This window comes from Sphingomonas sp. SUN019 (assembly GCF_024758705.1).
In the GTDB taxonomy this organism is placed as follows: Bacteria; Pseudomonadota; Alphaproteobacteria; order Sphingomonadales; family Sphingomonadaceae; genus Sphingomonas.
This window is the reverse complement of record NZ_CP096971.1, coordinates 2032549-2055209: the sequence shown is the minus strand read 5'-3', so window position 1 is coordinate 2055209 and position 22661 is coordinate 2032549. Positions and strand designations below refer to the sequence as shown.

Genomic DNA, 22661 nt, shown 5'->3' with positions numbered 1-22661 from the left:
CTGCCGGCGATATAGTTCCGCGGATCAGCGCGTCAGCGGTGCGTGATCGATGTGCGGCAGGACGTGGCGTGCGAACAGATCGGCTTCTGCAGCGTGCGGATAGCCGGACAGGATGAACGCATCGATCCCCATGTCGCGGTACATCTCCAGCTTCGCGCGCACCTGATCGGGATCGCCGACGATCGCCGCGCCCGCCCCGGATCGCGCGCGCCCGACGCCGGTCCACAGGTTTTCCTCGGCGTAGCCGTCGTCCGACGCATTTTCGCGCAGCGCCGCCTGCGCCGCGACCCCAACGCTGGTCGAATCGAGCGATTTCGCGCGGATTTCCGCACCCTGCTCAGCGTCGAGCTTCGACAGCAAACGGTCGGCATAGGTTCGCGCCTCCGCCTCGGTATCGCGGACGATGACGTGCGCGCGGTATCCGAAGCGGAGCGTGCGGCCGTGGTTCGCGGCGCGCGTCTTCATGTCGGCGATGATCGCAGCGACGTTCTCGCGCTTGTCGGGCCACATCAGGAAAACGTCGCAACCCTTCGCCGCGGCCTCGCGCGCATCGGGGGACAGGCCGCCGAAATAGAGCAGGGGCGCCTTGCCGCTGACCGTGCCGATACGCGGCGGATCGACCTTCAGCTGCCAGAATTCGCCTTGGTGATCGAGGCTCTCGCCGTTCAGCAGCGTCTTCAGGATCTGCATCGCCTCGACGGTGCGGGCGTATCGCGGCGCGCTGGCCAGCGTTTCACCCGGCATGTCCGAGGAGATGATGTTCACGGTGAGCCGTCCGCCGAGCGTCCGGTCAATCGTTGCGATCTGCCGCGCGAGCTGCGGCGGCCACGTCTCGCCGATGCGCACCGCCATCAGCAGCGCCATCCGCCGCAGCATCGGCGCGATTGCGGCGGCAAAGGCGGTGGTGTCGATGCCCAGCGCATAGCCAGAGGGAAGCAGGATATTGTCGAACCCGCCGGTTTCCGCGGCGAGGACGATGTCGCGGCAATGCTCCCAGCTCGATTTCAGCTTCGCGTCGGGGACGCCGAGGAATTCGTAATCGTCGTCGCACAAGGCCGAGAACCAGCTGATCTCGCACGGCGTTTTGCTCACGGCAGTTTCTCCCCGCGCGACGCGACCAGAACGTCATACCATTCCTGCCGGGTCCAGCGGACGCCGAACACTTCGGCGATCTCGGCGATGCGGCCGGGATTCTGCGTGCCGACGATCGGGATGACCTGCGCCGGATGCGCCATGATCCAGGCGTAGGCGGCGCTGGCGCGACTGACGCCCGCAGCGTCGGCCTTTGCATCGAGCGCGGCGGCGACGGCGCGTTCCTGCGCAGTGCCGGGCTGGGTGATGCGGCCGCCACCCAGCGGCGACCAGGCGAGCGTGGCGATATCGTCGGCCATGGCGAGATCGAACAGGCCGTTCGTCATCGGCTCGGTCCACAGCGGCGAGAATTCGGGCTGCTGCGTCGCGAGCGGGATCGACAGGAAATCGGCGAGCGCACGGGTCTGGTCGAGCGTGTGGTTCGACACGCCGATCGCGCGGACCTTGCCCGACGACACCATGTCCTCCAGCGTGCGCGCGACTTCCTGCGGATGCGTGAGGATGTCGGGGCGGTGAATCTGGTATAGGTCGACCGTTTCGACCTGCAGTCGGCGGAGCGAATTCTCCAGCGCGCGCATCAGGTACGGCGCGCTCGAATCGTACGGGACCGGCGGGGTGATGCCGCCCTTCGTCGCTAGCACCATGCGCTCGCGCAGGCCCGGCGCGGCGGCGAAAATTTCGCCCAGCAGAAGCTCGGCGTTGCCGAACCCACCCTCGTCCAGGCCATAGATGTCGGCGGTGTCGAACAGCGTCACGCCGGCCGCAAACGCCGCGTCGATCAACGCGCGCCCGTCGGACGCGGACACGCCAGCGAAGCGCCACATCCCCCATGCTACGGGCGAGACCATGATTCCGCTCTTGCCGAGCGGCCTCGAATCGGGCGATAGAGTGATTTCAGACATCGCTGTCATAATAAGGACAAGTCGGTTGGGAGAGCAAGTGCGTTACGGGCTGGTCGGCACCGGCATGATGGGGGTGGAACACCTCAACAACCTGGCGGTGACGCCGGGGGCCGTCGTGACCGCGATCGCCGATCCCGTCGAAACATCGCTCGGCTGGGCGAAGAATGCGCTTGGGCCGCGCGGCGATGGCGTGACGCAGTTTGCCGATTCGGCGGCGCTCGCCAAGAGCGGACTGGTGGATGCGGTGATCGTCGCGAGTCCGAACTACACGCACCGCGACGTGCTGACGCCGCTGTTCGGCGAAGGTCTGGCGATCCTGTGCGAAAAGCCGCTGGCGACGACGATCCCCGATGCGCGCTGGATCGTCGAGCAAGCGGAGAAGAACGGCCAGCCGTTCTGGACCGCGATGGAATATCGCTACATGCCGCCGGCCGCGGAGTTCATCGCCGAGATACACGGCGGCAAGGTTGGACGGCTGCAAATGCTGTCGATCCGCGAACACCGCTTTCCGTTCCTGCCCAAGGTCGGCGACTGGAACCGCTTCAGCACCAACACCGGCGGCACGATGGTCGAGAAATGCTGTCATTTCTTCGATTTGATGCGGCTGATCGTGCGGTCTGAGGCGGTCCGCGTTTATTGCTCGGGCGCGATGGACGTAAATCATGTGGATGAGGCCTATGACGGCCGCACGCCCGACATCATCGACAACAGCTATACGACGGTCGATTTCGCGAATGGGGTCCGCGCAATGTTGGATCTGTCGATGTTCGCCGACGGCGCGGAGAATCAGGAAGAGATTACCGCGGTCGGCAGCGACGCGCGTCTTGACGTGCTGATCCCCGAAGGCGCGATCGTCCATTCGCCGCGCGTCGGCTTCCGGCAACCGAAGCGGGTCGACCGCCGCGTGGTGGAGGTGGACGCTACTGCGCTACACGCGGGCAGCCACCACGGATCGACGTTCTACGAACATCAGCGCTTCAACGCCGCGGTGCGAGGCGAGGGGTCGGTCGAAGTCACCGCGCGCGACGGGCTGATGGCGGTCGCGATCGGGACCGCGGCGGAGATCAGCGCGCGCGAGAAGCGCGTCGTGGAGATGAGCGAGTTGGGTTTCTAGTCCCCCAAGCGAAACTTGGGTGACAACGCCGGACAGAAATAATATCCCATTAGATAAGTGGGAATAAGGGAGGAACGATATGAAAACGATTCTGATGGTCGGCGTCGCGGCGCTTGCGTTGACCGCCACGCCCGCATTTGCGCAAGACGCCGCGACCCCCGTCGCCGAGCCGCAAGCTGCGGAAACCGCTGAAGCCTCCGCGCCCGGCGATGTGGTCGTAACCGCGCAAAAACGGTCGGAGCGGCTGCAGGATGTTCCGGTCGCGGTGTCGGTTATTTCTGGCGATACGCTCGCTGCGAAGGGCGCGGTGAACCTCGAAGGCGCGCAATACCTCGTTCCGACGCTCAATTTCCGTAAATCCGGCACTGCGATCAATCAGTCGCTGTTCCTGCGGGGTGTCGGCACCTCCACCTTCTCGATCGCAGGCGAACCGTCGATCTCCACCGTCGTCGACGGCGTGGTCTATTCGCGCGCGGGTGAGGCATTCAGCGACCTGATCGACATCGACCGGATCGAGGTGCTGCGCGGCCCGCAGGGCACGTTGTTCGGGAAGAACACCTCGGCGGGCGTCATCAACATCGTCACGAAACGGCCGGGTAACGAGTTTGGCGGCTATCTCGAGGGCGCGTATTATTTCGACAACGGCAACGAATACCGCGTCCGCGGCGCGCTCGATCTGCCGTTGAGCGAGGGCGTCGCCGCGCGCGTCACCGGCTTCTACGGCAAATACGACGGCAACATCCGCAACCGCACGACGGGAACCCGCGTCAACGGATACGAACATTACGGCGTCCGCGGGATGCTGGTCGCCGATCTGGCGCCCAATTTCACCGCGACGATCATCGCCGACTACCGCAAATCCGACGATGATTGCTGCGCCGAGGTGATCGGCACGACCCCGAATAACGCGACCGCCAGCGTCCTGCCAACGCCGCGCGGCAACGAAACGCGCGAGGTCGCGCAAAATCTCGTTACCGCGACGCTGGAAAAGAGCTGGGGCTTGTCGGCGCAGGCGGACTGGACACTGGGTACGCAGACGGTGACGTACATCGGTTCGTACCGTGAGTACGACAATACAGAGATCCGCGACGGAGACTTCCTGCCGCAGGCCTATACCGGCGCTGGCCTGAACCAACTGCACGATTTCGGGCCGCAGACGTCGAACACGCTGACGCAGGAATTGCGCCTGACCAGCCCGGCGGATCAGTTCTTCAGCTATGTGCTCGGCGCATTCTATTCGCGCGCCGAAACCGAGCGGACGTTCACGCGCAACGACATCACCTGCACCACCGCGGTGCTGCCGCCGCTGACGCCGTGCACCAGCCCGCTCGTGCTGGCGTCGACCCCCAGCGGCACCGCCAATTTCGGATCGACCTTCAAGAACTTCGCGCTGTTTGGTCAGGGTACGCTGAACTTCACCGATCGCTTCCGCGGTATCGTGGGCTTGCGCTACACCACCGACCAGTTGAACGTTTTTCACCAGCGCGTCACGACGCTCGCCGGGCCGGGGATCAACCCGAGTTTCGGGCCTTTCCGCGGCAAGACCACCAACGACAATTGGTCGGGCAAGGCGGGCGTCCAGTTCGATATCGTCCCGCAGTCGACTGCCTACGCCACCTATTCGCGCGGCTATAAAGGACCGGCGTTCAACGTCTTCTTCAATTTGGGTGCGACCGGCACCAACGTGATCGAGCCGGAAACTGCCGACAGTTATGAGGTGGGCCTGAAGAACACGCTGTTCGACGGAAAACTGGTAATCAACTTGGCCGGTTACTACGCCAAGTATAACAATTTCCAGGCCAACAATCCCGATATCGTCGCAGGCGTGCTCGTTACCCGATTTACCAACGCGGGCGACGTTTCGACGCGCGGTGTCGAGCTCGACCTGTTGTTCCAGCCGACGCGCGATCTGACGTTTTCGGGCGGCGTGGCCTATACCGATGCGCATATCGACCAGTTCAAGGTGCCGACCAACGGCGTGACGACGGGCGTCATCCCGTCCGGGACGCGATTGGGATATGCGCCGGAATGGAAGGGGTCGCTCGGCGCCGACTACCGTATCCGGACCGGGGGCTTCGTCGACGTGGCGCTGGGCGCGCAGGGATCGTATCAGTCGGAGCAGATCGCGCAGCTCGATGCGAACGCGGCGATCCGCGCGGCGACGACGATCAAGGGCTATGGGCTGGTCGATCTGTCGGCGGCGCTGGTCGATCCCGACGATCGTTTTCGTCTGGCGTTTCAGGTCAAGAATGTGTTCGACGAGAGCTTCGCCGCGGCGATCACCAGCGGCGGACCGGGCGGGAGTTTTCGCTACATCATCCCGCGTGAGGCCGATCGCTATTACGGCGTCACCGGGCGGGTAAATTTCTGACTCTATTCCTCCCCGTGCCGGGAAGGAACGAGTAGGGCTTACCGATGAGCACCCGCCGTCCGATCCCGCTCGCCGCCGACCTCTATGGCGATATCGAGCCGAGCCCCAAGGCGACGTGGCGCGGATATTTCCCCGGGCTCGCGATCGTCACCGCGGGGACGCTGGCGGCGGGGTTCGTCGCGGATCGCTATGGTGCGCCGCTGACGTTGATGGCGTTGCTGATCGGGCTGGCGCTGAACTTCCTGTCGGCCGACACGCGGTTGACGCCCGGTCTGGCTTTCGCCTCGCGCTCTTTGTTGCGCTGGGGGATCGTGCTGGTCGGGGTGCGGGTTACCTTCGGGCAGATCTGGTCGTTGGGACCGGTCGCGCTGATCGCCGTCGTAGGAATCGTCGCGGCCACGATCGGCGTCGGCATCCTCGCCGCGCGGCGGCTGGGCTTCGACCGCGCATTCGGGACGCTGGCGGGCGGCGCGGTCGCGATCTGCGGCGCGTCGGCGGCGATGGCGCTGGCGACGACGCTGGGTGAACGCCGCGCGAGCCAGGCGCAACTGACGCTGGTGCTGGTCGGCATATCGGCGATGAGCGCGCTGGCGATGGTGACCTATCCCATCGTCGCGCACTGGCTGGCGCTGTCGGACCTCAAAGCTGGTTTCCTGCTCGGCGCATCGATCCACGATGTCGCGCAGGCGCTGGGCGCGGGTTATTCCTATTCCGACGGCGCGGGGCAGATCGCGGCGATCGTGAAGCTGACCCGCGTCGCGCTACTCGCGCCGGTGCTGGCGGTGGTGGCGATGTTCCTGCCGCGCGGCACGGGCGCGAAGGGGCCGGGCATCCCGTGGTTCGTCGTCGGCTTCTTTGCGATGGCAGGAGTCAATTCGTTTGGCGTGATCCCGGTGCCGGTCGCGCACGGGGCGGAGGCGCTCGCGACCGGGCTACTTGCGGCGGCGGTCACCGCGACCGCGATCCGGTCCCCGCTGGCGCAATTGATGGAAGCCGGACCGCGGCCGCTGATCGTGATCCTGGCGGCGACCGTCGCCGCTTTCGCCCTGTCGCTCGGCGCGGCGCTTTACCTGATCGGTTGAGCGGTCGAGCCGCGGACGATCAGTTCGTAAGGGAGTTCGCGGCGCTCGGTCGTCGGTTCGGCCGCGAGCAACAGATCCGCCGCATTCCAGCCGAGCGCGCGCACCGGTTGGCGGATTGTCGTCAGCGGCGGCCAGACATAGCCCGCCAGCGCATCGTCGCCGAAGCCCGCGATCGACACCGACCCCGGCACCGCGACGCCCAGCCGGTGCGCGGCGGCGAGCGCGCCTGCCGCCATGTCGTCGGACCCGGCGAAGATCGCGGTCGGCGGGATCGACAGCGACAGCAACATGTCCGCCGCGCGCGCGCCGCTGGCGAAATCGTAATCCCCCGCCACGATCAGCGCAGGATCGGGCGAAATCCCCGCCGCCGCCAGCGCGATCTCATATCCGCGCCGTCGCTGCGCGCTGGTCGCGAAGTCGGACGGTCCGGCGATGTGCGCGATCCGGCGATGACCCAGCGCGATCAGGTGCCGCATCATCTCGGTGGCGGCGCGCGGATTGTCGATGAAGGTCGATGCGGTGGCGTCCACATTCGCGCCGGGTGACACCCGCACGACGCGCATCTGCCGGTTGGCCAGCAAATCCAGCACCGCGTCGATATCGGTGACTGGCGGGGTCAGGATGATGCCGTCGAGGTGGGTCGTGTCGACCAGCGCCTCGATCGCGTTCAGCAACTTTGCCGATCCGCGGTCATAGGGCTGCGCGAGCATCCGCACGCCGTCTGCTTCGCAGCGATCGCGGATGCCCGATTGCATCTCATACACATAGTGCGGCGAGGGGTTGTCGCAGACCAAGGCGACCTGAAAACTGCGCCGCCCGGCAAGCGACCGCGCCGCGTGGCTGGGGCGGAAATTGAGCGCAGCGACCGCCGCCTCCACCTTCTCGCGCGTCGCTGCGCCGACGTAGCGTTCCTTGTTCAGCACGCGGCTGACGGTCTTGATCGACACGCCTGCTTCGCGTGACACGTCCTTGATCGTCGACCGCAACGCCTCGTTCTCCTAGAAATGCGCGCCGGCGACCGCGGTGTCGGCGGGCGGCGCATCGTCGGGCCGGGGGCGGATCACCGGCAGCATCAGCTGGAGCACGCCGACCGCGAGCAGATAGCTGACCGACGCAAACGCGAGCAGCGGCAGGTAGCCGAGCCCGGCCGCCAGCACCATGCCGGCGACCTTGGCGACGACCGTGCCGCCAACGTTGCCGCAAAACGCCGCGAACCCGGTTACGCGCCCGATGCGGTCACCGGGTGCGACGTCGGTGATGAGCGCGAACAAATTGGTCGAAAAGCTCTGATGCGCGGCGAGTGCGAGCGCGAGGATCGCCGCCGCCGCCCAATAACTGTCCACGCTCAGCACCAACGGGAGCGGCAGGACGAGGACCGCGCTGCCCAGCAACACGCCCTTGCGCACCGCGTTCAGCGATACGCCGCGCCGCAGCAGCGCAGTCGCGAGCATCCCGCCGACCAGCGCGCCGACCGCGGCGCCCGAATAAGCCAGCGCCAGCGGCGCGCCGATCGCGACCCCCGACAGGCCGAACTGGCGGTGGAGCAGGTCGGGCATCCAGAACAGCATCAGCCACCACGTCACGTCGCTGAGCGTCTTCGCCGCCGCGATCGCCCAGGTCGATCGTTCGCGCAGGACGGTGCGGGTCGGTTGCGCCTGCGCCGCCGACACTCCGCCGCCATCGAAGCGGATGCCGCGCGTAACGAGCAGCCAGACCCCCGCCCATACGATCCCCAGCACGCCAGCGGTGACGAACGCCCCGCGCCAGCCGACGATCGCCGCGGCGAAGGCGATGACGATCGGCGCGGCGATCGCGCTGGCGCTGGAAATGGCATTCGACACGCCAAAGCCGGTCGATCGCATTTCCGGCGGGAAAATCCCCGCCATCATCTTGATCCCGGCCGGGGTCCACATCGCCTCGGTCGCGCCGAGCGAAACGCGGCAGAACACAAATTGCGTCAGGGTGCGGGCGACGCCGTGGAATATTGCGGATACACTCCATGCGAACACCCCGATCGCGCTCGCCCATTTGACGCCGAGCCTGTCCGCCAGCCAGCCGGTGCCGAGCAACGCGATCGCCATCGATCCCTGAAACCACGCCGCCAGCGTGCCGTAGTCGTCGTCGCTCCAGCCGAGTTCCGTCGATATTTCGGGTTTCAGGACAGAGATGATCTGCCGGTCGACCAGGTTCAGCACACCCGCCGCGATGAACAGGGTGAACAGCATCCAGCGTTGCGCATTGGAGAGCGGTACGCTCATTCTTCTCTCTCCCGGCGTCCCGCGTCGATGTTTTCCGACAACGCTATCATACAGCGTTTGGGGACGACGGGAAGACGGGTTGTTGTCCGAGCGTCAGACCCTGCGCGCGGCGATGATCGGTCCGCCGCGTCCGCGCTGCACGATGATCGCGCTCGACAGGCCGCGCGAGCCGACGGCTAGCGTAAAGCTGCGCGCGGGGCCGGTCCAGTCGCCCAGTTTCACCATGTCGCGGACGATGTTGCGATGGGGCAGGGTGCGGCCGCCGTTCTCGCCCGCCTTGATCGGCACGTCGATCGCGCGCGGATCGTAGCGAACCAGCCAGACCGCCGCGGGCGCCGATCGCGCCGCGCCGACCTTGAGCGTCGCGCCCTCGATCGACAGCGTGGGACCGCCGCGCGGCGGCCCGGCGCGGGCGATGGTCGCATCGAGTTGCTGGCGGTTGCTGCCGACGATCGCGGTGCCGCCGTTGACGATCACCTGCGGCGTGGCGACGTTGCCGCGTCCCCCGGCGCGAGCATAGTCCCACTGTCGCGCGGTGTTGCGCGGCGACGCGAATGTGTCCTTCCAGCCAAGCTGATCCCAATAGGTCACCGCGAACGACAGCGCGAGGACATCTGGTCGCGTGGCGATGGCGTTCACATTGGCGTTGGCGGGCGGGCACGACGAACAGCCCTGACTCTGGAATAGTTCGACCACGACCGGGTGGGCGGCGGAGGCTCGGGCGGGGCCTTGCGCGGTGGCCGACGATCCGCCGAACAGGGCGAGAGCGGCGGCGGCAAACAGGCGGGAAGGGAAGGTCACGGGTGCGGCTCCTTCAGCAACATCACCATGAGTTCGGCGCGACGCCCGCCGTCGTTACACGCTACCAGCGGATCAGCCGCGCGACGACGATACGCGCGACAAGCGTCAGCGCGCCGCAGCCCAGCAGATACCAGAACACGCAGTAGAACGGGTCGTCCGAGTGACAGGAGAAGGTGAAGACGAACGTACCCCATGCCGCCGCCGCCGCGCCGACCGCCAGCGCGGTCCCATTGCGATCGGTCGGTGCGCCGCGCCGGGCGAGCCAGACGAACGCGGCGAGCATCGGCAGCGCCAGGACGGTCATGTGGATCAGGCAGCCCACGCCGTGCCGCCAGTCGAGGCGCGCGATCAGATCGCCACGCGACCCGTCACCCATCGCCAGACCCACCCCCAGCGCCAGGACGACAGCGAGCGTCGCCGTGAACAACCGCAGTCCGCCGCGCGACGAGCCTTCCGCCGCGAACCCTCGCATGGCGGCGACGATGCCGATCGCGCTCAAAACGCCGACGCCGATCGCCTTCCACCAGAACACCGGCGTCGCCGACGCGGCGCGCCAGTCCGGGCGCAACCCGCCAAGCATCAGCGACAGGGTAATCTCGGCGGCCGCCAGCGCGCCCAGCATCGACAGGTCGCGCGCGATCGAGCGGCGCCGGACCGGGGCGAGATCGCTTGCCAGCGCATCGATGAGGGCGTCAGTCCGCATGCTGGGCCACGATCGCGCTCAGGCGGGCGAGCCCGCGGTGGATGTTGACCTTGACCAGCGACGGCGACTGGCCGGTCTGTGCGGCGGCCTCCTCGATCGAATAGCCGTCGAGCTTGACCAGGCGGATCACGCGCGCCTGCGCGGGTTTCAGTTCTTTCATCAATGCTTCCAGAACGTTGGCGCTAATTACGCTGTCGCCGTGATCGGCGATGCCGTGGACGTCGGCCAGCGTTTCGGTCCGCGTGCGGCTCATCCCGCGCAGCCGGTCGATCCATTTGTAGCGAGCGATCGCCATCAGCCACGGGCGGAACGGGCGCGCCGGATCATAAGTGTGACGCTTTTCGTGGAGCGCGATCAGTGTGTCCTGCACCGCGTCATCGACCATCATCGGCGGCAGGCGGCGTTTGAAGAACCCTTCGAGCCAGCCGCGCAATTCTCCCAGCAAGCGGCGGTATGCGCCGCCGTTCCCGGCCTGCGCCGCGGCCATCAACTGCGCCCAATCGTCCACGTCGCGCGGGATCACGGGTCGATCCATCCCTTCTGCGCGCACCAGCCTCATCGCCTCCGGTTCGCGCCACGTTCGCGAAAGGTTACGCCAAGACTAGAAGATCAACAGCCCCGCCAGCGCCGCGCTCATCAGATTAGCGAGGCTTCCGGCCAGCAGCGCGCGGATGCCGAGTTTGGCGATCATCGGGCGCTGGTTGGGCGCGAGGCTGCCGGTCACCGCCATCTGGATCGCGATCGACGAGAAATTGGCGAAACCGCAGAGTGCAAAGGTGACGATCGCGACGGTGTGCGGGGAGAGCGCGGACACCTGCTTGCCGAGATCGATATAGGCGACGAATTCGTTCAACACGATCTTTTCGCCGAACAGTCCGCCCGCGATGCCGGCCTCGTCCCAAGGCACGTTTAGCAGGAACATCACCGGCTGGAAGACATAGCCGAGGATGCGCTGGAAGGTCAGGCCGTCGACCCCGAACCAACTACCGACTCCGGTCAGCAGCCCGTTGGCGAGCGCGACCAGCGCGACGAACGCCAGCACCATCGCGCCGACCGCGACCGCCAGCTTCACGCCGGTCTGCGCGCCCTGCGCGGCGGCCATGATGAGGTTAGCGGGCTTTTCCTCGTCGTGGCTCGCCTCGGCGATGACGACCGGTCCGCCTTCGGGCAGCAGCGCCGCCGGACCCACGCCGCTAATCCGGCCTTCCGCGAGTGCGATCCCGTCACCCGGCGTATCGCCGAGCGGCAATTCGCCCTGCGGCGGATCGCGCCGGTCGGGCATGATGATCTTCGCCATCAGGATGCCGCCCGGCGCGGCCATGAAGCTGGCCGCCAGCAGATAGTCGATGCGGATGCCCATCGACGCGTAGGCGGCCAGGATCGTCCCCGCGACGCCCGCCATCCCGCTGGTCATCACGGTGAACAATTGCGCTGGCGTCAGCCCCGCGAGGTACGGCCGGATGACGAGCGGCGATTCGCTCTGCCCGACGAAGATATTCGCTGCGGCGCAAAGCGATTCGACCTTCGATACGCCGATCACCTTTTCGATCCCGCCGCCGATCCACCGCACGACGAACTGCATGATGCCGAGATAATAGAGGATCGAAACCAGGCTGGCGAAGAAGATGATGACCGGCAGCGCGGCGATGGCGAAACTGTTGCCGCCGATCTCCGGGCTGGCGAGCGGGCCGAATAGGAAATCGACCCCGGCCTTCGCATAGCCGAGCAGGTTCGCGACCCCGCCCGACAGGAAGCCCAGCACCTTCTTGCCCCAGTCGACGTAGAGCACCAGCACCGCGATGCCGACCTGAAGCGCGAACGCGCTGCCGACGACGCGCAGCCGAATCGCGCGCCGGTCGGTCGACAGCGCGAGCGCGAGCGCCAGGATCACGACGATGCCGGCGATGCCGATAAGGAGACGGTTCACCTAATTGCGGCCGCGAATGTTGAGAATGTTGAGACGCTGGCGCACTTTTCCGATTCCCCCCGGTCGCGACCGCGACCCTGTTCGTGGGCCTGCTTAGCCAGCAGCGCGAATGTAGGACAGCCCTTTGCGCATGGCCCTTTGAGCATTGGGACTTTGCCGTTAGCAGAGCGGCATGACCGCCACGACCGCAACCGTCCCCGTCTCGCGATCCCTGTTCGCGTTCGCGATCTTCTATGGCGGAATGGTCTGTATCGCAGGCGTGCTGGGCAACAAGCAGGTTGCGCTGGGGCCATTGTCGGCGATCGGCCCGGTGTTCGGTCTGGGGCCACTGGCGGTGGAAGCGGGAATCTTCGCTTTCCTGTTGCTGGTCGTCGTGTCCAGCGCGGTGGCCGAACTGCATGGGCGGCACGTCGCGAACCGGCTGGTGCAGATCGGCTTCGTACCGTTGATCGTATCGATCGTGCTGTCGGTGGTGGTGCATCAACTGCCCGCCGCGCCCGAGATGATCCCGGCGAACCGCGACGCGATCCAATTGGTGCTGGGCGCGACGTGGCGCATCTGGCTGGGCGGCATCATCGCCTATGGCACGTCGCAGACGCTGAACGTCACGATCTTTTCCTGGTTGAAGGGGCGCGAGGGGTCGAACCTGTTGTGGCTGCGCGCGGGCATCGCCAGCGTGCTCAGCCAGATCGTCGACACGTTGCTGTTCGTCGGCATCGCTTTCTACGGCGTATTCCCGATCCAGGAGTTGTTGATGGGACAGATGCTGGCGAAGGTCACGCTGTCGGCGCTGCTGGTGCCGCCGCTGATCTACGCCTTCGTGGCGCTGGGACGGCGGCTGGACGCCGCCCCGGCGCGCGCGTAACCGGCGCGCATGAACGATCACAGCCCTGCCCCCGGCCTGCTCGCGAAGGCCGAGACGCTTGTCGAGGCGTTGCCGTATCTGCAGCGCTATGCGGGGGCGACGTTCGTCGTGAAATACGGCGGGCACGCGATGGGCGATCCCGAGGCGCAGGCCGATTTCGCCGAGGACGTGGTGCTGTTGAAGGCGGTCGGGATCAATCCGGTCGTGGTCCACGGCGGGGGCCCGCAGATCGGATCAATGCTGAAGCGGCTGGGGGTCGAATCGCGCTTCGTCGACGGGCTTCGCGTGACGGACGCCGAGACCGCGCAGATCGCCGAAATGGTGCTGGCGGGATCGATCAACAAGGAAATCGTCGGCTGGATCGGGCGTGCGGGCGGGCGTGCGGTCGGGATCAGCGGCAAGGACGCCGGGCTGGTGCAGGCCGAAAAGGTCGGCAACCGCAGCGCCGACCCGCTGCAGGGGATCGAGCGCCACGTCGACCTGGGCTTCGTCGGCGAACCCGTCGCGGTCGACCGGCGGATCATCGACACGCTCAGCGCCGACGGCATCATCCCGGTCATCGCGCCGGTCGCGATCGGGGCGGACGGGCACACCTACAACATCAATGCCGACACGATGGCGGGCGCGATCGCGTCGGCATTGGGGGCGAAACGCTTCTTCCTGCTGACCGACGTCGCGGGGGTGCTGGACAAGACGGGCGCGCTGATGACCGATCTCGATCCGGGCCGAATCGCCGAATTACGCGCCGACGGGACGATTTCAGGCGGCATGATCCCGAAGCTGGAGACGTGCGTCGCCGCGGTGGAATCCGGGGTCGACGCCGCGGTCGTGCTCGACGGGCGCGTGCCGCACGCGATGCTGCTCGAAATCTTTACCCGCCAAGGCGCAGGCACCTTGATTCGGAAGCCCTGACCCCTGTTGTGGCGCATACAGGTGCGCTATATGAGCAAAACACTAATCGGAGACCCGCGTGATCTCGTTGACCATCATCCAGATTCTCCAGGTGCTGCTGAACGTGGTGTGGTGGATCATCATCATCCAGTTCGTGCTGTCGCTGCTGATTTCGTTCAACGTCATCAACACGCAATCGAATTTCGTGCGATCGCTGACCTATGGGCTCGATCGGCTGACGGACCCGATCTATCGGCCTTTGCGGCGCGTGCTGCCCAACATGGGTGGGCTGGACCTGTCGCCGATGGTCGTGTTGATCGCGCTGGCGATCCTGCAGATCATCCTGAACAACGTCGCCGCCAGCATCGTGATGGGCAGCGCCTGAGAGGGTGGCGGTAATTGCCGCGGCCCTTTATGCGCCGCGTCATGAGTGCTGAGATCATCGACGGAAAAGCCTTTGCCGCAGGATTGCGCGCGCGCGTGGGCGAGCAGGCGGCGCGGTTCAACGCGGCGAGCGGACGGCAGGCGGGACTGGCGGTCGTACTGGTCGGCGCGGACGCCGCGTCGTCGGTCTATGTGAAGTCGAAGGGCAAGGCGACCGTTGCCGCGGGGATGGCGAGTTTCGAACATCGCCTGCCGGCCGATACCTCGCAGGACGACCTGGTGGCGCTAGTCGACCGGCTCAACGCCGACGCCGCGGTCGACGGCATCCTGGTCCAGCTGCCGCTGCCGAGCCATATCGACGAACGCGTCATCATCACGCGGATCGACCCCGACAAGGATGTCGACGGCTTTCATCCGGTCAATGCCGGGCGGCTCGCGACGGGGCTGCACGGGTTCGTGCCGTGCACGCCGCTCGGTTGCCTGATGCTGCTGAAGCACGTTCGCGGGGATATGTCTGGGCTGGACGCGGTGGTGATCGGGCGGTCGAACATCGTCGGGAAACCGATGGCGCAATTGCTGATCGCGCAGAGCTGCACGGTCACGGTGGCGCATTCGCGGACGCGCGATTTGCCGGACGTGGTGCGGCGCGCGGATATCGTCGTCGCCGCGGTCGGCCGTGCGGGGTTCGTCAAGCCGGACTGGATCAAGCCCGGCGCGACGCTGATCGACGTCGGCATCAATCGCACCGACGCGGGGCTGGTCGGTGACATCGATCCGGTGTGCGCCGAGGTGGCGGGCGCGATGACGCCGGTGCCCGGCGGCGTCGGCCCGATGACGATCGCGTGCCTGTTGCGCAACACGATCGTCTCGGCGTGCCGACGCGAAGGCGTGCCGCTCGACGAAGCGGCGATTTGAGGCCGTGATCGAGCTGTTCGTGTCCGCCTTCATCACGTTCTTCGTGGTGATCGATCCGCCCGGCTGCGCGCCGATCTACGCCGGGCTGTCCGCGCGCGCCGGGGCGGCGCAGCGGCGTGCGATGGCGGTGCGCGCGGTGCTGGTCGCCGGGCTGATCCTGCTGGTGTTCGCGCTGTTCGGCGAGGATCTGTTGCGCGGGCTGGGGATCGAACTCGCGTCGTTCCGCATTGCGGGCGGGATCATGCTGTTCCTGATCGCGCTGGAGATGGTGTTCGAAAAGCGCACCGAGCGCCGCGAGGACCGCGCTGCCAAGGTGACTGCGGAAGAGGCCGAGGACGTCTCGATCTTCCCGATGGCGATGCCGATGATCGCCGGGCCGGGATCAATCGCGTCCGTCATGCTGCTGATGGCGCGCAACGACGGGATCGAACGGTCGGCAGTCGTGCTGGCGGCGCTGGGCGCAAACCTGCTGCTGACGCTGATCGCGCTGCTGGCGGCGGGGCCGCTGATGCGCGTGCTGGGGCACAAGATCGAGGCGGTCATCACGCGGCTGCTGGGCGTGCTGCTCGCCGCGCTGGCGGTGCAGTTCGTGATCGACGGGCTGCAGGCGCAGTTGCGTTAGTCGATCCTCCAGGCCCGCAGCGGCGAATTCTTCGGCAGCGGCACGGGCGTCAGCCAGCCGAATTGCTCGTTCTTCGCCAGTCGGGCGTAGAAGCCACCGGGCGCTTTTGCGCGATAGTTCGTCGATTCCGCCATGTTGGGGCACACCAGCAACAGCGTCGCGCCGTGCCGCTTTATGATCGCGCGTGCCTCTTCGGGCGATCCCTTGAACGCGTGCTGCACGTCGAGGATCGCATCGCCGTTGCGGTGGTACGGCCCGGCGATGGCGTTGTGATGGGTCAGCGTGATCAGGCGCGGCCCAAGGTCGACGAAGGTGAAGATCGTCTGCGCGGGCAACCGGTTGAGCGGGTTCAGCGCCGGCACCGTCACGCAGCGCCCGGTCGCGCGATTGACCCGCTGGACGTAGGGTTTGGGCTTGTCGATCGGCAGCCAGCGCAGCGCGAGGCCAGCAAAGATGCCCGATATGACGACGAACGCCGCGACCGTGCCGAACACCCGCACCGGCATCGAAGGATGCCTGAGCAGCCACGGCAGCACGATCCAGCCGAGCGCGGTGACGCCTGGGATCGCCATCAATTGCGCGGCCGGTCCCGCGCGGACCTGCCACAACAGCATCGCGACGGCGAAGGCGGCGAACAGCGTGACGCAGGCCCAGCCCACCTGCTCCGCCGTGCCGCTTGCACGCCGGGTCGCGAGGACCGCGCCGATCAGTCCCATCACCGGCAGCGCGATGAGCGGGAAGCCGACGCGGAACGCGTGTTTGTAGATCGGCTTGGCCTCGCGCACGTTGCTCAGCCAGTTGCGGTAGAGTTCGTCGCTGACCTGTTCGGGGCGGCCAAGGCATTGCGGGAACAGCAACGCGAAACCGATCGCGATCGCCGCGCCCGCGGCCATCGCCAGCGCCAGGCGGACGGCGCGCTTTTCCGGCGACAGGCGCGCAATCACGAACAGCAACGCGCCCGCGCCAACCACCACGCTCAGCCACACCGGCGTCAGCGCATCGCACCGCATCACGCGGTTGGCGTTCGAGGCGAAGACGGCGAACCCGGCCGCACTGCCGCCCGCCAGCGCCAGGGCATAGACCGTCAGCCGCTGCGCATCGGCGCGGTCCCATATCCAGCGAAGCGCAATGATCGCGCCCGCCATCGCGGCATAAGGCAGCAGTTCCAGGCCGATCGTCAGCGACGCCGCGCTCGCCAGCCCGACGATCGCCCCGCCGCGCGCCTGTTTCGGATCGCACAGTCCCGCGACGGTCAGGCTGAGCATCGCAAGCTGCCAGCCGTGATGGTCGATCCTTTCCGGCATGAACATCAACAGGGCGACCGTCGATCCCATCAGGAACACGATCGCCAGCGGCCAGGCGAGCGGATCGACCAGACGCCGCACCGTCGCGCCAAGGCCGATCATCGTCACCGACAGCGGGATCAGCGGTGCGATCCCGCACGCCAGCTTCTCCGCCTCCGCCATCCCGACGAACGGGCGCAGCAGCAGGATCAGCGCGGCGATCGGCAGGTCGACCAAACGCGACCAGTGGATGTCGAACCCGCCCGGCGGATTGAGCCGGTAGTTGCGCAGATCGTACCAGCCCTGACCGTTCAGCAGCGCGCGGACCTGCATCAACCGCATGTTGTCGTCGGTGTCGCCCAGCGACAGCCAGTGGATCGCGGCCCAGCGTTGCGTGATATAGAATGCCGCGATCACCACCCACGCGATCAGCGTCAGGCGGATCCAGTGGCGGTCGAGTTCGGTCGCGATAGAAGCCGGGAGGGCGGGCCGATCGGTCAAAACACTTTCCTCATCGGGCGTCGGCCCCTAAAGGCCGCCCCATCGTCAGGGCCTCTACCCAGCGCCCGGCAAAGAGCAAGGCAAGGCGTGGAAACGACACCCCGGCAGTTCGACCTGGTCCGCGCGAAGGAAACGTTCGGGCAGCTCGTCCGCTTCGGCATTGCGGGTGGTTTGGCGACGCTGTGCTACGCTGCGGTCTATTCGCCGCTTGCCGCGACGAAGCTGACGTCGGAACAGGTCGCCAACATCTTCGGCTATCTGGTGGCGGTGCTGGTCGGCTTCTGGCTGCACAGCCGCTGGAGCTTCCGCGGGCACGGCGCGTCGGCAACGAAGACCGGGCCGCGGTTCTTCGCGGTGTCCCTGCTGAGCTATGGTGCGAACACTTTCTGGGTGTGGCTGCTGACCGACGATGCGGTGATGGCGGGGCCGTGGTGGTGGCCGCTGATCCCGATCCTGTTCGTGACCCCGCTGGTGACGTTCTCGCTCAACCGTTTGTGGGTGTTCAAATAGATGGATCGCCGCGTTTACGACCGAATGGCCGAGCACGATTCTACGCATTGGTGGTATCGTGCGCGCCGCGACATCCTGGCGGATTATCTGACGCGAGAAGGCGGATTGCCGAAGGCTGCGAAGATCCTCGAGATCGGGTGCGGCACCGGGCATAATCTGCCGATGCTCGGCCGGTTCGGGGAGGTCGATGCGATCGAGATCGATCCGGCCGCGCGCGACATCGCGGCGCAGCGGCTGGGCAAGCCGGTCGGCGCCGCGCCGCTGCCGATCCTGCCCGACGTGCCGAAGGGGCATTACGATCTGATCGCGGTGCTGGATGTGGTCGAGCATATCGAGGACGATGTGGCGGCGCTGATCGCGATGCGCGAACGGCTCGCGCCCGGCGGGAAGATCCTGATCACCGTGCCGGCGCATCCGTGGATGTGGAGCGCGCACGACGTGGTGAACCACCATCACCGGCGCTACACGAAAGCGACGTTGAAGGCGGCGATCACGGCGGCGGGGCTGCGGTCGCGCAAGCTCGGCTATTTCAACTCGTTGCTGTTCCCGCTGGCGGCGGGCGCGCGCCTGGCGGGGCGGCTGACCGGGCGCGAGGACAGCGACGATTCTCCCCCGCCGCCCGCGATCAACGCGCTGTTCGAGACCATCTTTCGCGCGGAACGCTTCATGGTCGGGCGCGTGCCGATGCCGCCGGGGGTGTCGATCGTGTCGTTGGCCGAACCCGCCTAAAGCAATTGCGCCTCGGTCGCGGCGCGTTCCTCGATCGTCGGCGCGGGATCGGGATCGGCAGAGCGGAAGCCGAGGGTTGCGGTGCCCTGCACCGGACCTGCGACGTCGGCGACGAGATACAGCGGCCGCCGCTTCGATTCGATGTACAGCCGCCCGAGATATTCGCCGATCATCCCCAGCACGAACATCTGCACCGCGCCGAGGATGACGGTTACCAGCATCGTCGATGTCCACCCCGCCACCGTCGTCCCGGAAAACCAGCCGATCACGATATAGACCACCAGCAACAGCGACAGCGCGGTCAGCGCCAGCCCGACGTGGCTCGCCCAGCGCAGCGGCGCGGTGGAGAAGCCGGTCACTGCGTCGAAGGCGAGGCCGATCATCTTGCCGAGCGGATAGTTGGTTTCCCCCGCATGCCGTTCTGCGCGGTCGTAGGGGAACGGCACCTGCCGGAAGCCGACCCAGGCGACCATTCCGCGGATGAAGCGCGCCTGTTCGGGCAGCGACAGGAACGCGTCGAGCGCCCGCCTGCTCATCAGCCGGAAATCGCCGGTATCGAGCGGGATCGGGGTATCGGTGACGCGGTCGAGCACGCGGTAGAAGGCGGCGGCGGTGGCCTTCTTGAAGATCGTTTCTCCCTGTCGCCGACGGCGCACGGCGTAAACGACGTCCGCCGCCTCGCGCGCCATCGTCGCACGCATGTCGGATAGCAGTTCGGGCGGATCCTGCAGGTCGGCGTCGATAATCAGGATCTGCGCGCCTGCGCACAGGTCCAGCCCGGCGGTCAGCGCCAGTTGATGCCCGTGGTTGCGCGACAGGTTGATCGCGACGACGCGGGGGTCCGCGGCGGCGATACTCTGCATCACCGGCCAACTGTCGTCGCGCGATCCGTCGTTGACCAGCACGATCTCATGATCGTCCCCCACCGCCGTCCGCGCTGCCGCCGCGACGCGCGCGTGCAGCAGATCGAGACACTTCGCCTCATTGTAGCAGGGGATGACGACGGACAGAGCGGGGCGGTGCATGATGGTCGTGTCGTACCGCGCCACCGGAGATAAATCACCTGCTTGTTGAAAATGCGATCGTACTTAGCTAACTAATCTAGCTAAGGAGCGCAGCCATGACCGTCACCGTCACAACGCACGAAGCAAAGACGCAACTGTCGAAGCTGATCGCACGCGCGCTCGCGGGTGAGGATATCATCATCGCCAATCGCACGACGCCGCAAGTGCGACTGGTCCCGGTCTTGGCCGAACCGGAGCCGAAGCGCGGCTTCGGATCGATGAAGGGGAAATTCAAATTCGACGAAAGCTTCTTTGATCCCCTGCCCGATGAAGAACTGGATGCTTGGGAAGGCCGTTGAGGCTCCTACTCGATACGCACGCGATTCTGTGGTGGTTGCTTGGCGATCTGCGTTTGCCAGAGCGTCCGCGTTCGGCGATCGAGGCCAATACGGCCAACGTCCTGGTCAGTGCAGTCAGCGCGATGGAAATCGCGACGAAGTTCCGGATCGGAAAACTGCCGGAAGCCGCGCCGATTGCCGGGCGTCTCGACGCGATCACCAAGCAACAGAAGTTCGTCTCGCTTCCGATCTCTTCGGTCCATGCCGATCTGGCCGGTGGTCTGCCTATCCGGCACCGCGATCCGTTCGACCGTTTGCTGATCGCACAAGCGCAGATCGAACAAGCATGGCTCGTCTCGAACGAACAGCTGTTCGACCAGTTCGGGGTGCGCCGCTTGTGGTGACGCACGCCTGGCGTTTGATCCGCTCACGCGGATAAGTCGGCACCGGCCCGCTCCCCCGCCCCGCCTCCCATGCAATATACTGTTGTGGGAGGCGGGGCGGGGGAGCGGGCCGGTGCCGCCTTGCAAAAAAAGACCCTCACGCCATCCGCGCGCGTTCTTCCACCAGCCGGTCGAGGATGGTGAGTGGCACCGCCCCTGCGCGTAAAATTTCGTGGAACTGCTTCTCGTCATACTTCGCGCCGCGGATCGCCTTCGCCTTGTCGCGGGCGGCGACCCAGGCGGCGTGGCCGACCTTGTAGCTGGTCGCCTGCCCGGGTTGCGTGCAATAGCGTTCGACCTCGCGCAGCGAGCGCGGGCGGGCGAAGCCGACCGTCTCGACCATGTAATCGGTCGCCTTTTCGCGGGTCCAGCGCTTCGTATGGATGCCGGTGTCGATCACCAGCCGTGCGGCGCGGAAGAGGTAGCTTTGCAGGAAACCGGCGCGTTCCAGTTCGGTCGCGTAGCCCTTCAGTTCGTCCGCCACGCTTTCGGCGTAGAGCGCCCAGCCTTCGGAATAAGCGTTGAAGAACGACAGTTTGCGTAAGAGCGGCGTGTCCGATTTCTGCGCGATCGAGATCTGCAGGTGATGCCCCGGCACGCCTTCGTGATAGGTGAGGCTTGGCAGCGAATATTTCGGCCAGTCGCCGACGCTCTTCAGGTTGATCCAATAGATCGCGGGGCGTGACCCGTCGAGCGCAGCGCGGTTGTAGTAACCGTTCGACGCGCCGTCCTGAATGTCGGCGGGCACCGCGCGGATGTCGAGCGGTTCGTTCGGGGGCGCGATGAACAGCTGCGGCAGCTTCGCGGTCATCGCGGCGTTGCCCGCGTTGAGGTCGGCGATCATTGCGGTGCGGCCCGCCGCGGTGTTGGGATAGAGCTGATCGGGGCGCACGTTCAGTTCGTTCAGGCGCGCGGCGACCGTCCCCTTGGTCAGCCCCTGGCCCTTCAGGATCGTGTCGAGCTCGGCCGAGATCGAGGCGACCTGATCGAGGCCCATCTTGTGGACCTCCTCCGGCGTGTAGGTGGTGGTGGTCGCTTGTGCCAATGCGGCGGCGTAGATCGCGTCGCCCTGTGGCAGCGCCCAGATGCCGTCGTCGGTGCGCGGTTTGGCGCGCAATGCCTTGATCGCCGCGATCTGACGGTCGAGCGCGGGGTAGATCTGCTTTTCGACGATGGCCGCGGCGCGTGCCTGCCAGTCGCCCGCGGCGTTGGCCTTCGCCGCGCGGGTGACGAGCGATTGCGTCAGGCCGCTCTCAGCCGGGGCGGGGCTACGCAGCTTCGCCATCTGGCCGAGCGTCAGGTCGAGCGACCAGCCCGGCGCGACATAGCCGCGCGCGGCCTGCTCGTTCTGCTCTGCGGTTTCGTTGTCCAGCGCGCCCGCCATCGCGGTCAGGCGATCGACATAGGCCTCGCAATCCTCGGCATTGGTGATCGTGTGCGCCGAGTTGAGGAAATCGGGGCCGCGGAAATAGACGCCGCCCTGCTGGAAGATCGGATACGGGCGCTGGACCGAATCGAGCTTGAAGCGATCCTCCGGCATCGCCTGCGCGTTCAGCGAATAGAGCACGACTTCGCGGTCGAGTTTCGAGGTCGGCGAAAGCGACGCAGGAGCCACCGCCTCGATCGCGGCGATGCCCTGTTTCAGCGCGGCGTGATCGGCCGCCTTGGCCGCGGGGGAATTGTCCGACAGTTTGTGCTTCAGGGCGGCGTTAGGCCCCTTGTCCATCCCGAGCGAGGTGGCGAGTTCGGGGCTGCGCTGCAGCGCGTCGGCGAACACGCGGTCGAACGTGGCCTTCAGCTTCGCGTCGCCGGGACCGGGTTTGGCGGGCGCCGTCATTTCTTGGGCGGCAAGCAGATTGGGCACGACCGCCAGCGCCGACGCGGCGGTGGTGGAGGCGAGGAAGGTGCGACGATCCAAGGGCTTGG

General features: G+C 66.5%; 23 protein-coding genes. 12 read left to right on the top strand and 11 right to left on the bottom strand.

Features of this window, described 5'->3' with window-relative positions; translation table 11 throughout:
* Nucleotides 1-24: 24 nt before the first annotated feature.
* Both M0208_RS09890 and M0208_RS09885 read right to left on the bottom strand, forming a co-directional pair.
* The gene (locus M0208_RS09890) at nt 25-1092 is read right to left on the bottom strand and encodes an LLM class flavin-dependent oxidoreductase (RefSeq protein WP_258891538.1); all 1068 of its coding nucleotides are present in this window, start codon (nt 1090-1092) and stop codon (nt 25-27) included.
* Nucleotides 1089-1994, bottom strand: coding sequence for an aldo/keto reductase family oxidoreductase (locus M0208_RS09885; protein ID WP_258891537.1), 906 nt, complete (start codon nt 1992-1994; stop codon nt 1089-1091). The genes M0208_RS09890 and M0208_RS09885 overlap by 4 nt, the downstream gene beginning before the upstream one ends.
* A 37-nt stretch (nt 1995-2031) precedes the next feature.
* On the opposite strand from M0208_RS09885, the gene M0208_RS09880 reads away from it, so the two are divergent.
* The 3 genes from M0208_RS09880 (at nt 2032) to M0208_RS09870 (ending at nt 6561) form a co-directional block, all read left to right on the top strand.
* Nucleotides 2032-3108 (top strand): Gfo/Idh/MocA family protein, encoded by a 1077-nt coding sequence (locus tag M0208_RS09880; protein ID WP_258891536.1) that lies wholly within the window; start codon nt 2032-2034, stop codon nt 3106-3108.
* A 79-nt stretch (nt 3109-3187) separates the two neighbouring features.
* Nucleotides 3188-5479 carry a TonB-dependent receptor gene (locus tag M0208_RS09875; protein WP_258891535.1) on the top strand — a complete coding sequence of 764 codons (2292 nt, stop codon included), beginning with the start codon at nt 3188-3190 and terminating at the stop codon, nt 5477-5479.
* Nucleotides 5480-5523: 44 nt separating this feature from the next.
* The gene (locus tag M0208_RS09870; protein WP_258891534.1) at nt 5524-6561 is read left to right on the top strand and encodes a YeiH family protein; all 1038 of its coding nucleotides are present in this window, start codon (nt 5524-5526) and stop codon (nt 6559-6561) included.
* Here the strand turns inward: M0208_RS09870 and M0208_RS09865 are convergent.
* The 6 genes from M0208_RS09865 to M0208_RS09840 form a co-directional block, all read right to left on the bottom strand.
* Entirely contained in the window at nt 6546-7547 is a 1002-nt protein-coding gene (locus M0208_RS09865; protein ID WP_258891533.1) for a LacI family DNA-binding transcriptional regulator, read from the bottom strand. The genes M0208_RS09870 and M0208_RS09865 overlap by 16 nt on opposite strands.
* Before the next feature lie 12 nt (nt 7548-7559).
* A complete protein-coding gene (locus M0208_RS09860) occupies nt 7560-8819 on the bottom strand; it encodes an MFS transporter (protein WP_258891532.1) in 1260 nt (419 codons plus the stop codon).
* Nucleotides 8820-8912: 93 nt separating this feature from the next.
* Nucleotides 8913-9620: a thioredoxin family protein gene (locus M0208_RS09855; RefSeq protein ID WP_258891531.1), complete on the bottom strand. Its 708-nt coding sequence runs from the start codon at nt 9618-9620 to the stop codon at nt 8913-8915.
* A 61-nt stretch (nt 9621-9681) separates the two neighbouring features.
* Nucleotides 9682-10323: a DUF1109 domain-containing protein gene (locus M0208_RS09850; protein WP_258891530.1), complete on the bottom strand. Its 642-nt coding sequence runs from the start codon at nt 10321-10323 to the stop codon at nt 9682-9684.
* Nucleotides 10313-10810: a sigma-70 family RNA polymerase sigma factor gene (locus M0208_RS09845; protein WP_408988143.1), complete on the bottom strand. Its 498-nt coding sequence runs from the start codon at nt 10808-10810 to the stop codon at nt 10313-10315. Before M0208_RS09845 ends, M0208_RS09850 begins: the two co-directional genes overlap by 11 nt.
* A gap of 114 nt (nt 10811-10924) precedes the next feature.
* On the bottom strand, nt 10925-12250 hold the full coding sequence (locus M0208_RS09840) for a NupC/NupG family nucleoside CNT transporter (protein WP_258891529.1): 1326 nt from the start codon (nt 12248-12250) through the stop codon (nt 10925-10927).
* Between the two features lie 172 nt (nt 12251-12422).
* Between M0208_RS09840 and M0208_RS09835 the strand changes: the two genes are divergently transcribed.
* The 5 genes from M0208_RS09835 to M0208_RS09815 are packed head-to-tail and all read left to right on the top strand — an operon-like array spanning nt 12423 to nt 15927.
* Complete coding sequence (locus tag M0208_RS09835; protein WP_258891528.1) at nt 12423-13115, top strand: queuosine precursor transporter; 693 nt, start codon at nt 12423-12425, stop codon at nt 13113-13115.
* A gap of 9 nt (nt 13116-13124) precedes the next feature.
* The gene (argB, locus tag M0208_RS09830) at nt 13125-14027 is read left to right on the top strand and encodes an acetylglutamate kinase (protein ID WP_258891527.1); all 903 of its coding nucleotides are present in this window, start codon (nt 13125-13127) and stop codon (nt 14025-14027) included.
* Between the two features lie 58 nt (nt 14028-14085).
* On the top strand, nt 14086-14391 hold the full coding sequence (locus tag M0208_RS09825; protein WP_258891526.1) for a YggT family protein: 306 nt from the start codon (nt 14086-14088) through the stop codon (nt 14389-14391).
* Between the two features lie 41 nt (nt 14392-14432).
* Nucleotides 14433-15305, top strand: a complete 873-nt coding sequence (locus M0208_RS09820) for a bifunctional 5,10-methylenetetrahydrofolate dehydrogenase/5,10-methenyltetrahydrofolate cyclohydrolase (protein WP_258891525.1) — start codon at nt 14433-14435, stop codon at nt 15303-15305.
* 4 nt (nt 15306-15309) lie between these two features.
* Nucleotides 15310-15927: a MarC family protein gene (locus tag M0208_RS09815; protein ID WP_258891524.1), complete on the top strand. Its 618-nt coding sequence runs from the start codon at nt 15310-15312 to the stop codon at nt 15925-15927.
* Here M0208_RS09815 and M0208_RS09810 read toward each other — a convergent pair.
* Entirely contained in the window at nt 15924-17711 is a 1788-nt protein-coding gene (locus M0208_RS09810) for an AcrB/AcrD/AcrF family protein (protein ID WP_258891523.1), read from the bottom strand. The two genes, M0208_RS09815 and M0208_RS09810, sit on opposite strands and share 4 nt — an antisense overlap.
* Nucleotides 17712-17798: 87 nt before the next feature.
* Between M0208_RS09810 and M0208_RS09805 the strand changes: the two genes are divergently transcribed.
* Both M0208_RS09805 and M0208_RS09800 read left to right on the top strand, forming a co-directional pair.
* Nucleotides 17799-18221 carry a GtrA family protein gene (locus M0208_RS09805; RefSeq protein WP_258891522.1) on the top strand — a complete coding sequence of 141 codons (423 nt, stop codon included), beginning with the start codon at nt 17799-17801 and terminating at the stop codon, nt 18219-18221.
* Nucleotides 18222-18950, top strand: coding sequence for a bifunctional 2-polyprenyl-6-hydroxyphenol methylase/3-demethylubiquinol 3-O-methyltransferase UbiG (locus M0208_RS09800; RefSeq protein WP_258891521.1), 729 nt, complete (start codon nt 18222-18224; stop codon nt 18948-18950).
* Here M0208_RS09800 and M0208_RS09795 read toward each other — a convergent pair.
* Nucleotides 18947-19975, bottom strand: a complete 1029-nt coding sequence (locus M0208_RS09795) for a glycosyltransferase family 2 protein (RefSeq protein WP_258891520.1) — start codon at nt 19973-19975, stop codon at nt 18947-18949. The genes M0208_RS09800 and M0208_RS09795 overlap by 4 nt on opposite strands.
* A gap of 95 nt (nt 19976-20070) precedes the next feature.
* Here M0208_RS09795 and M0208_RS09790 point away from each other — a divergent pair, with 95 nt between their 5' ends.
* Both M0208_RS09790 and M0208_RS09785 read left to right on the top strand, forming a co-directional pair.
* A complete protein-coding gene (locus M0208_RS09790; protein WP_258891519.1) occupies nt 20071-20313 on the top strand; it encodes a type II toxin-antitoxin system Phd/YefM family antitoxin in 243 nt (80 codons plus the stop codon).
* Entirely contained in the window at nt 20310-20696 is a 387-nt protein-coding gene (locus M0208_RS09785) for a type II toxin-antitoxin system VapC family toxin (RefSeq protein ID WP_258891518.1), read from the top strand. Before M0208_RS09790 ends, M0208_RS09785 begins: the two co-directional genes overlap by 4 nt.
* Nucleotides 20697-20832: 136 nt before the next feature.
* Here the strand turns inward: M0208_RS09785 and M0208_RS09780 are convergent, their stop codons facing one another.
* Nucleotides 20833-22653 (bottom strand): DUF885 family protein, encoded by a 1821-nt coding sequence (locus M0208_RS09780; protein ID WP_258891517.1) that lies wholly within the window; start codon nt 22651-22653, stop codon nt 20833-20835.
* Nucleotides 22654-22661 lie beyond the last annotated feature (8 nt).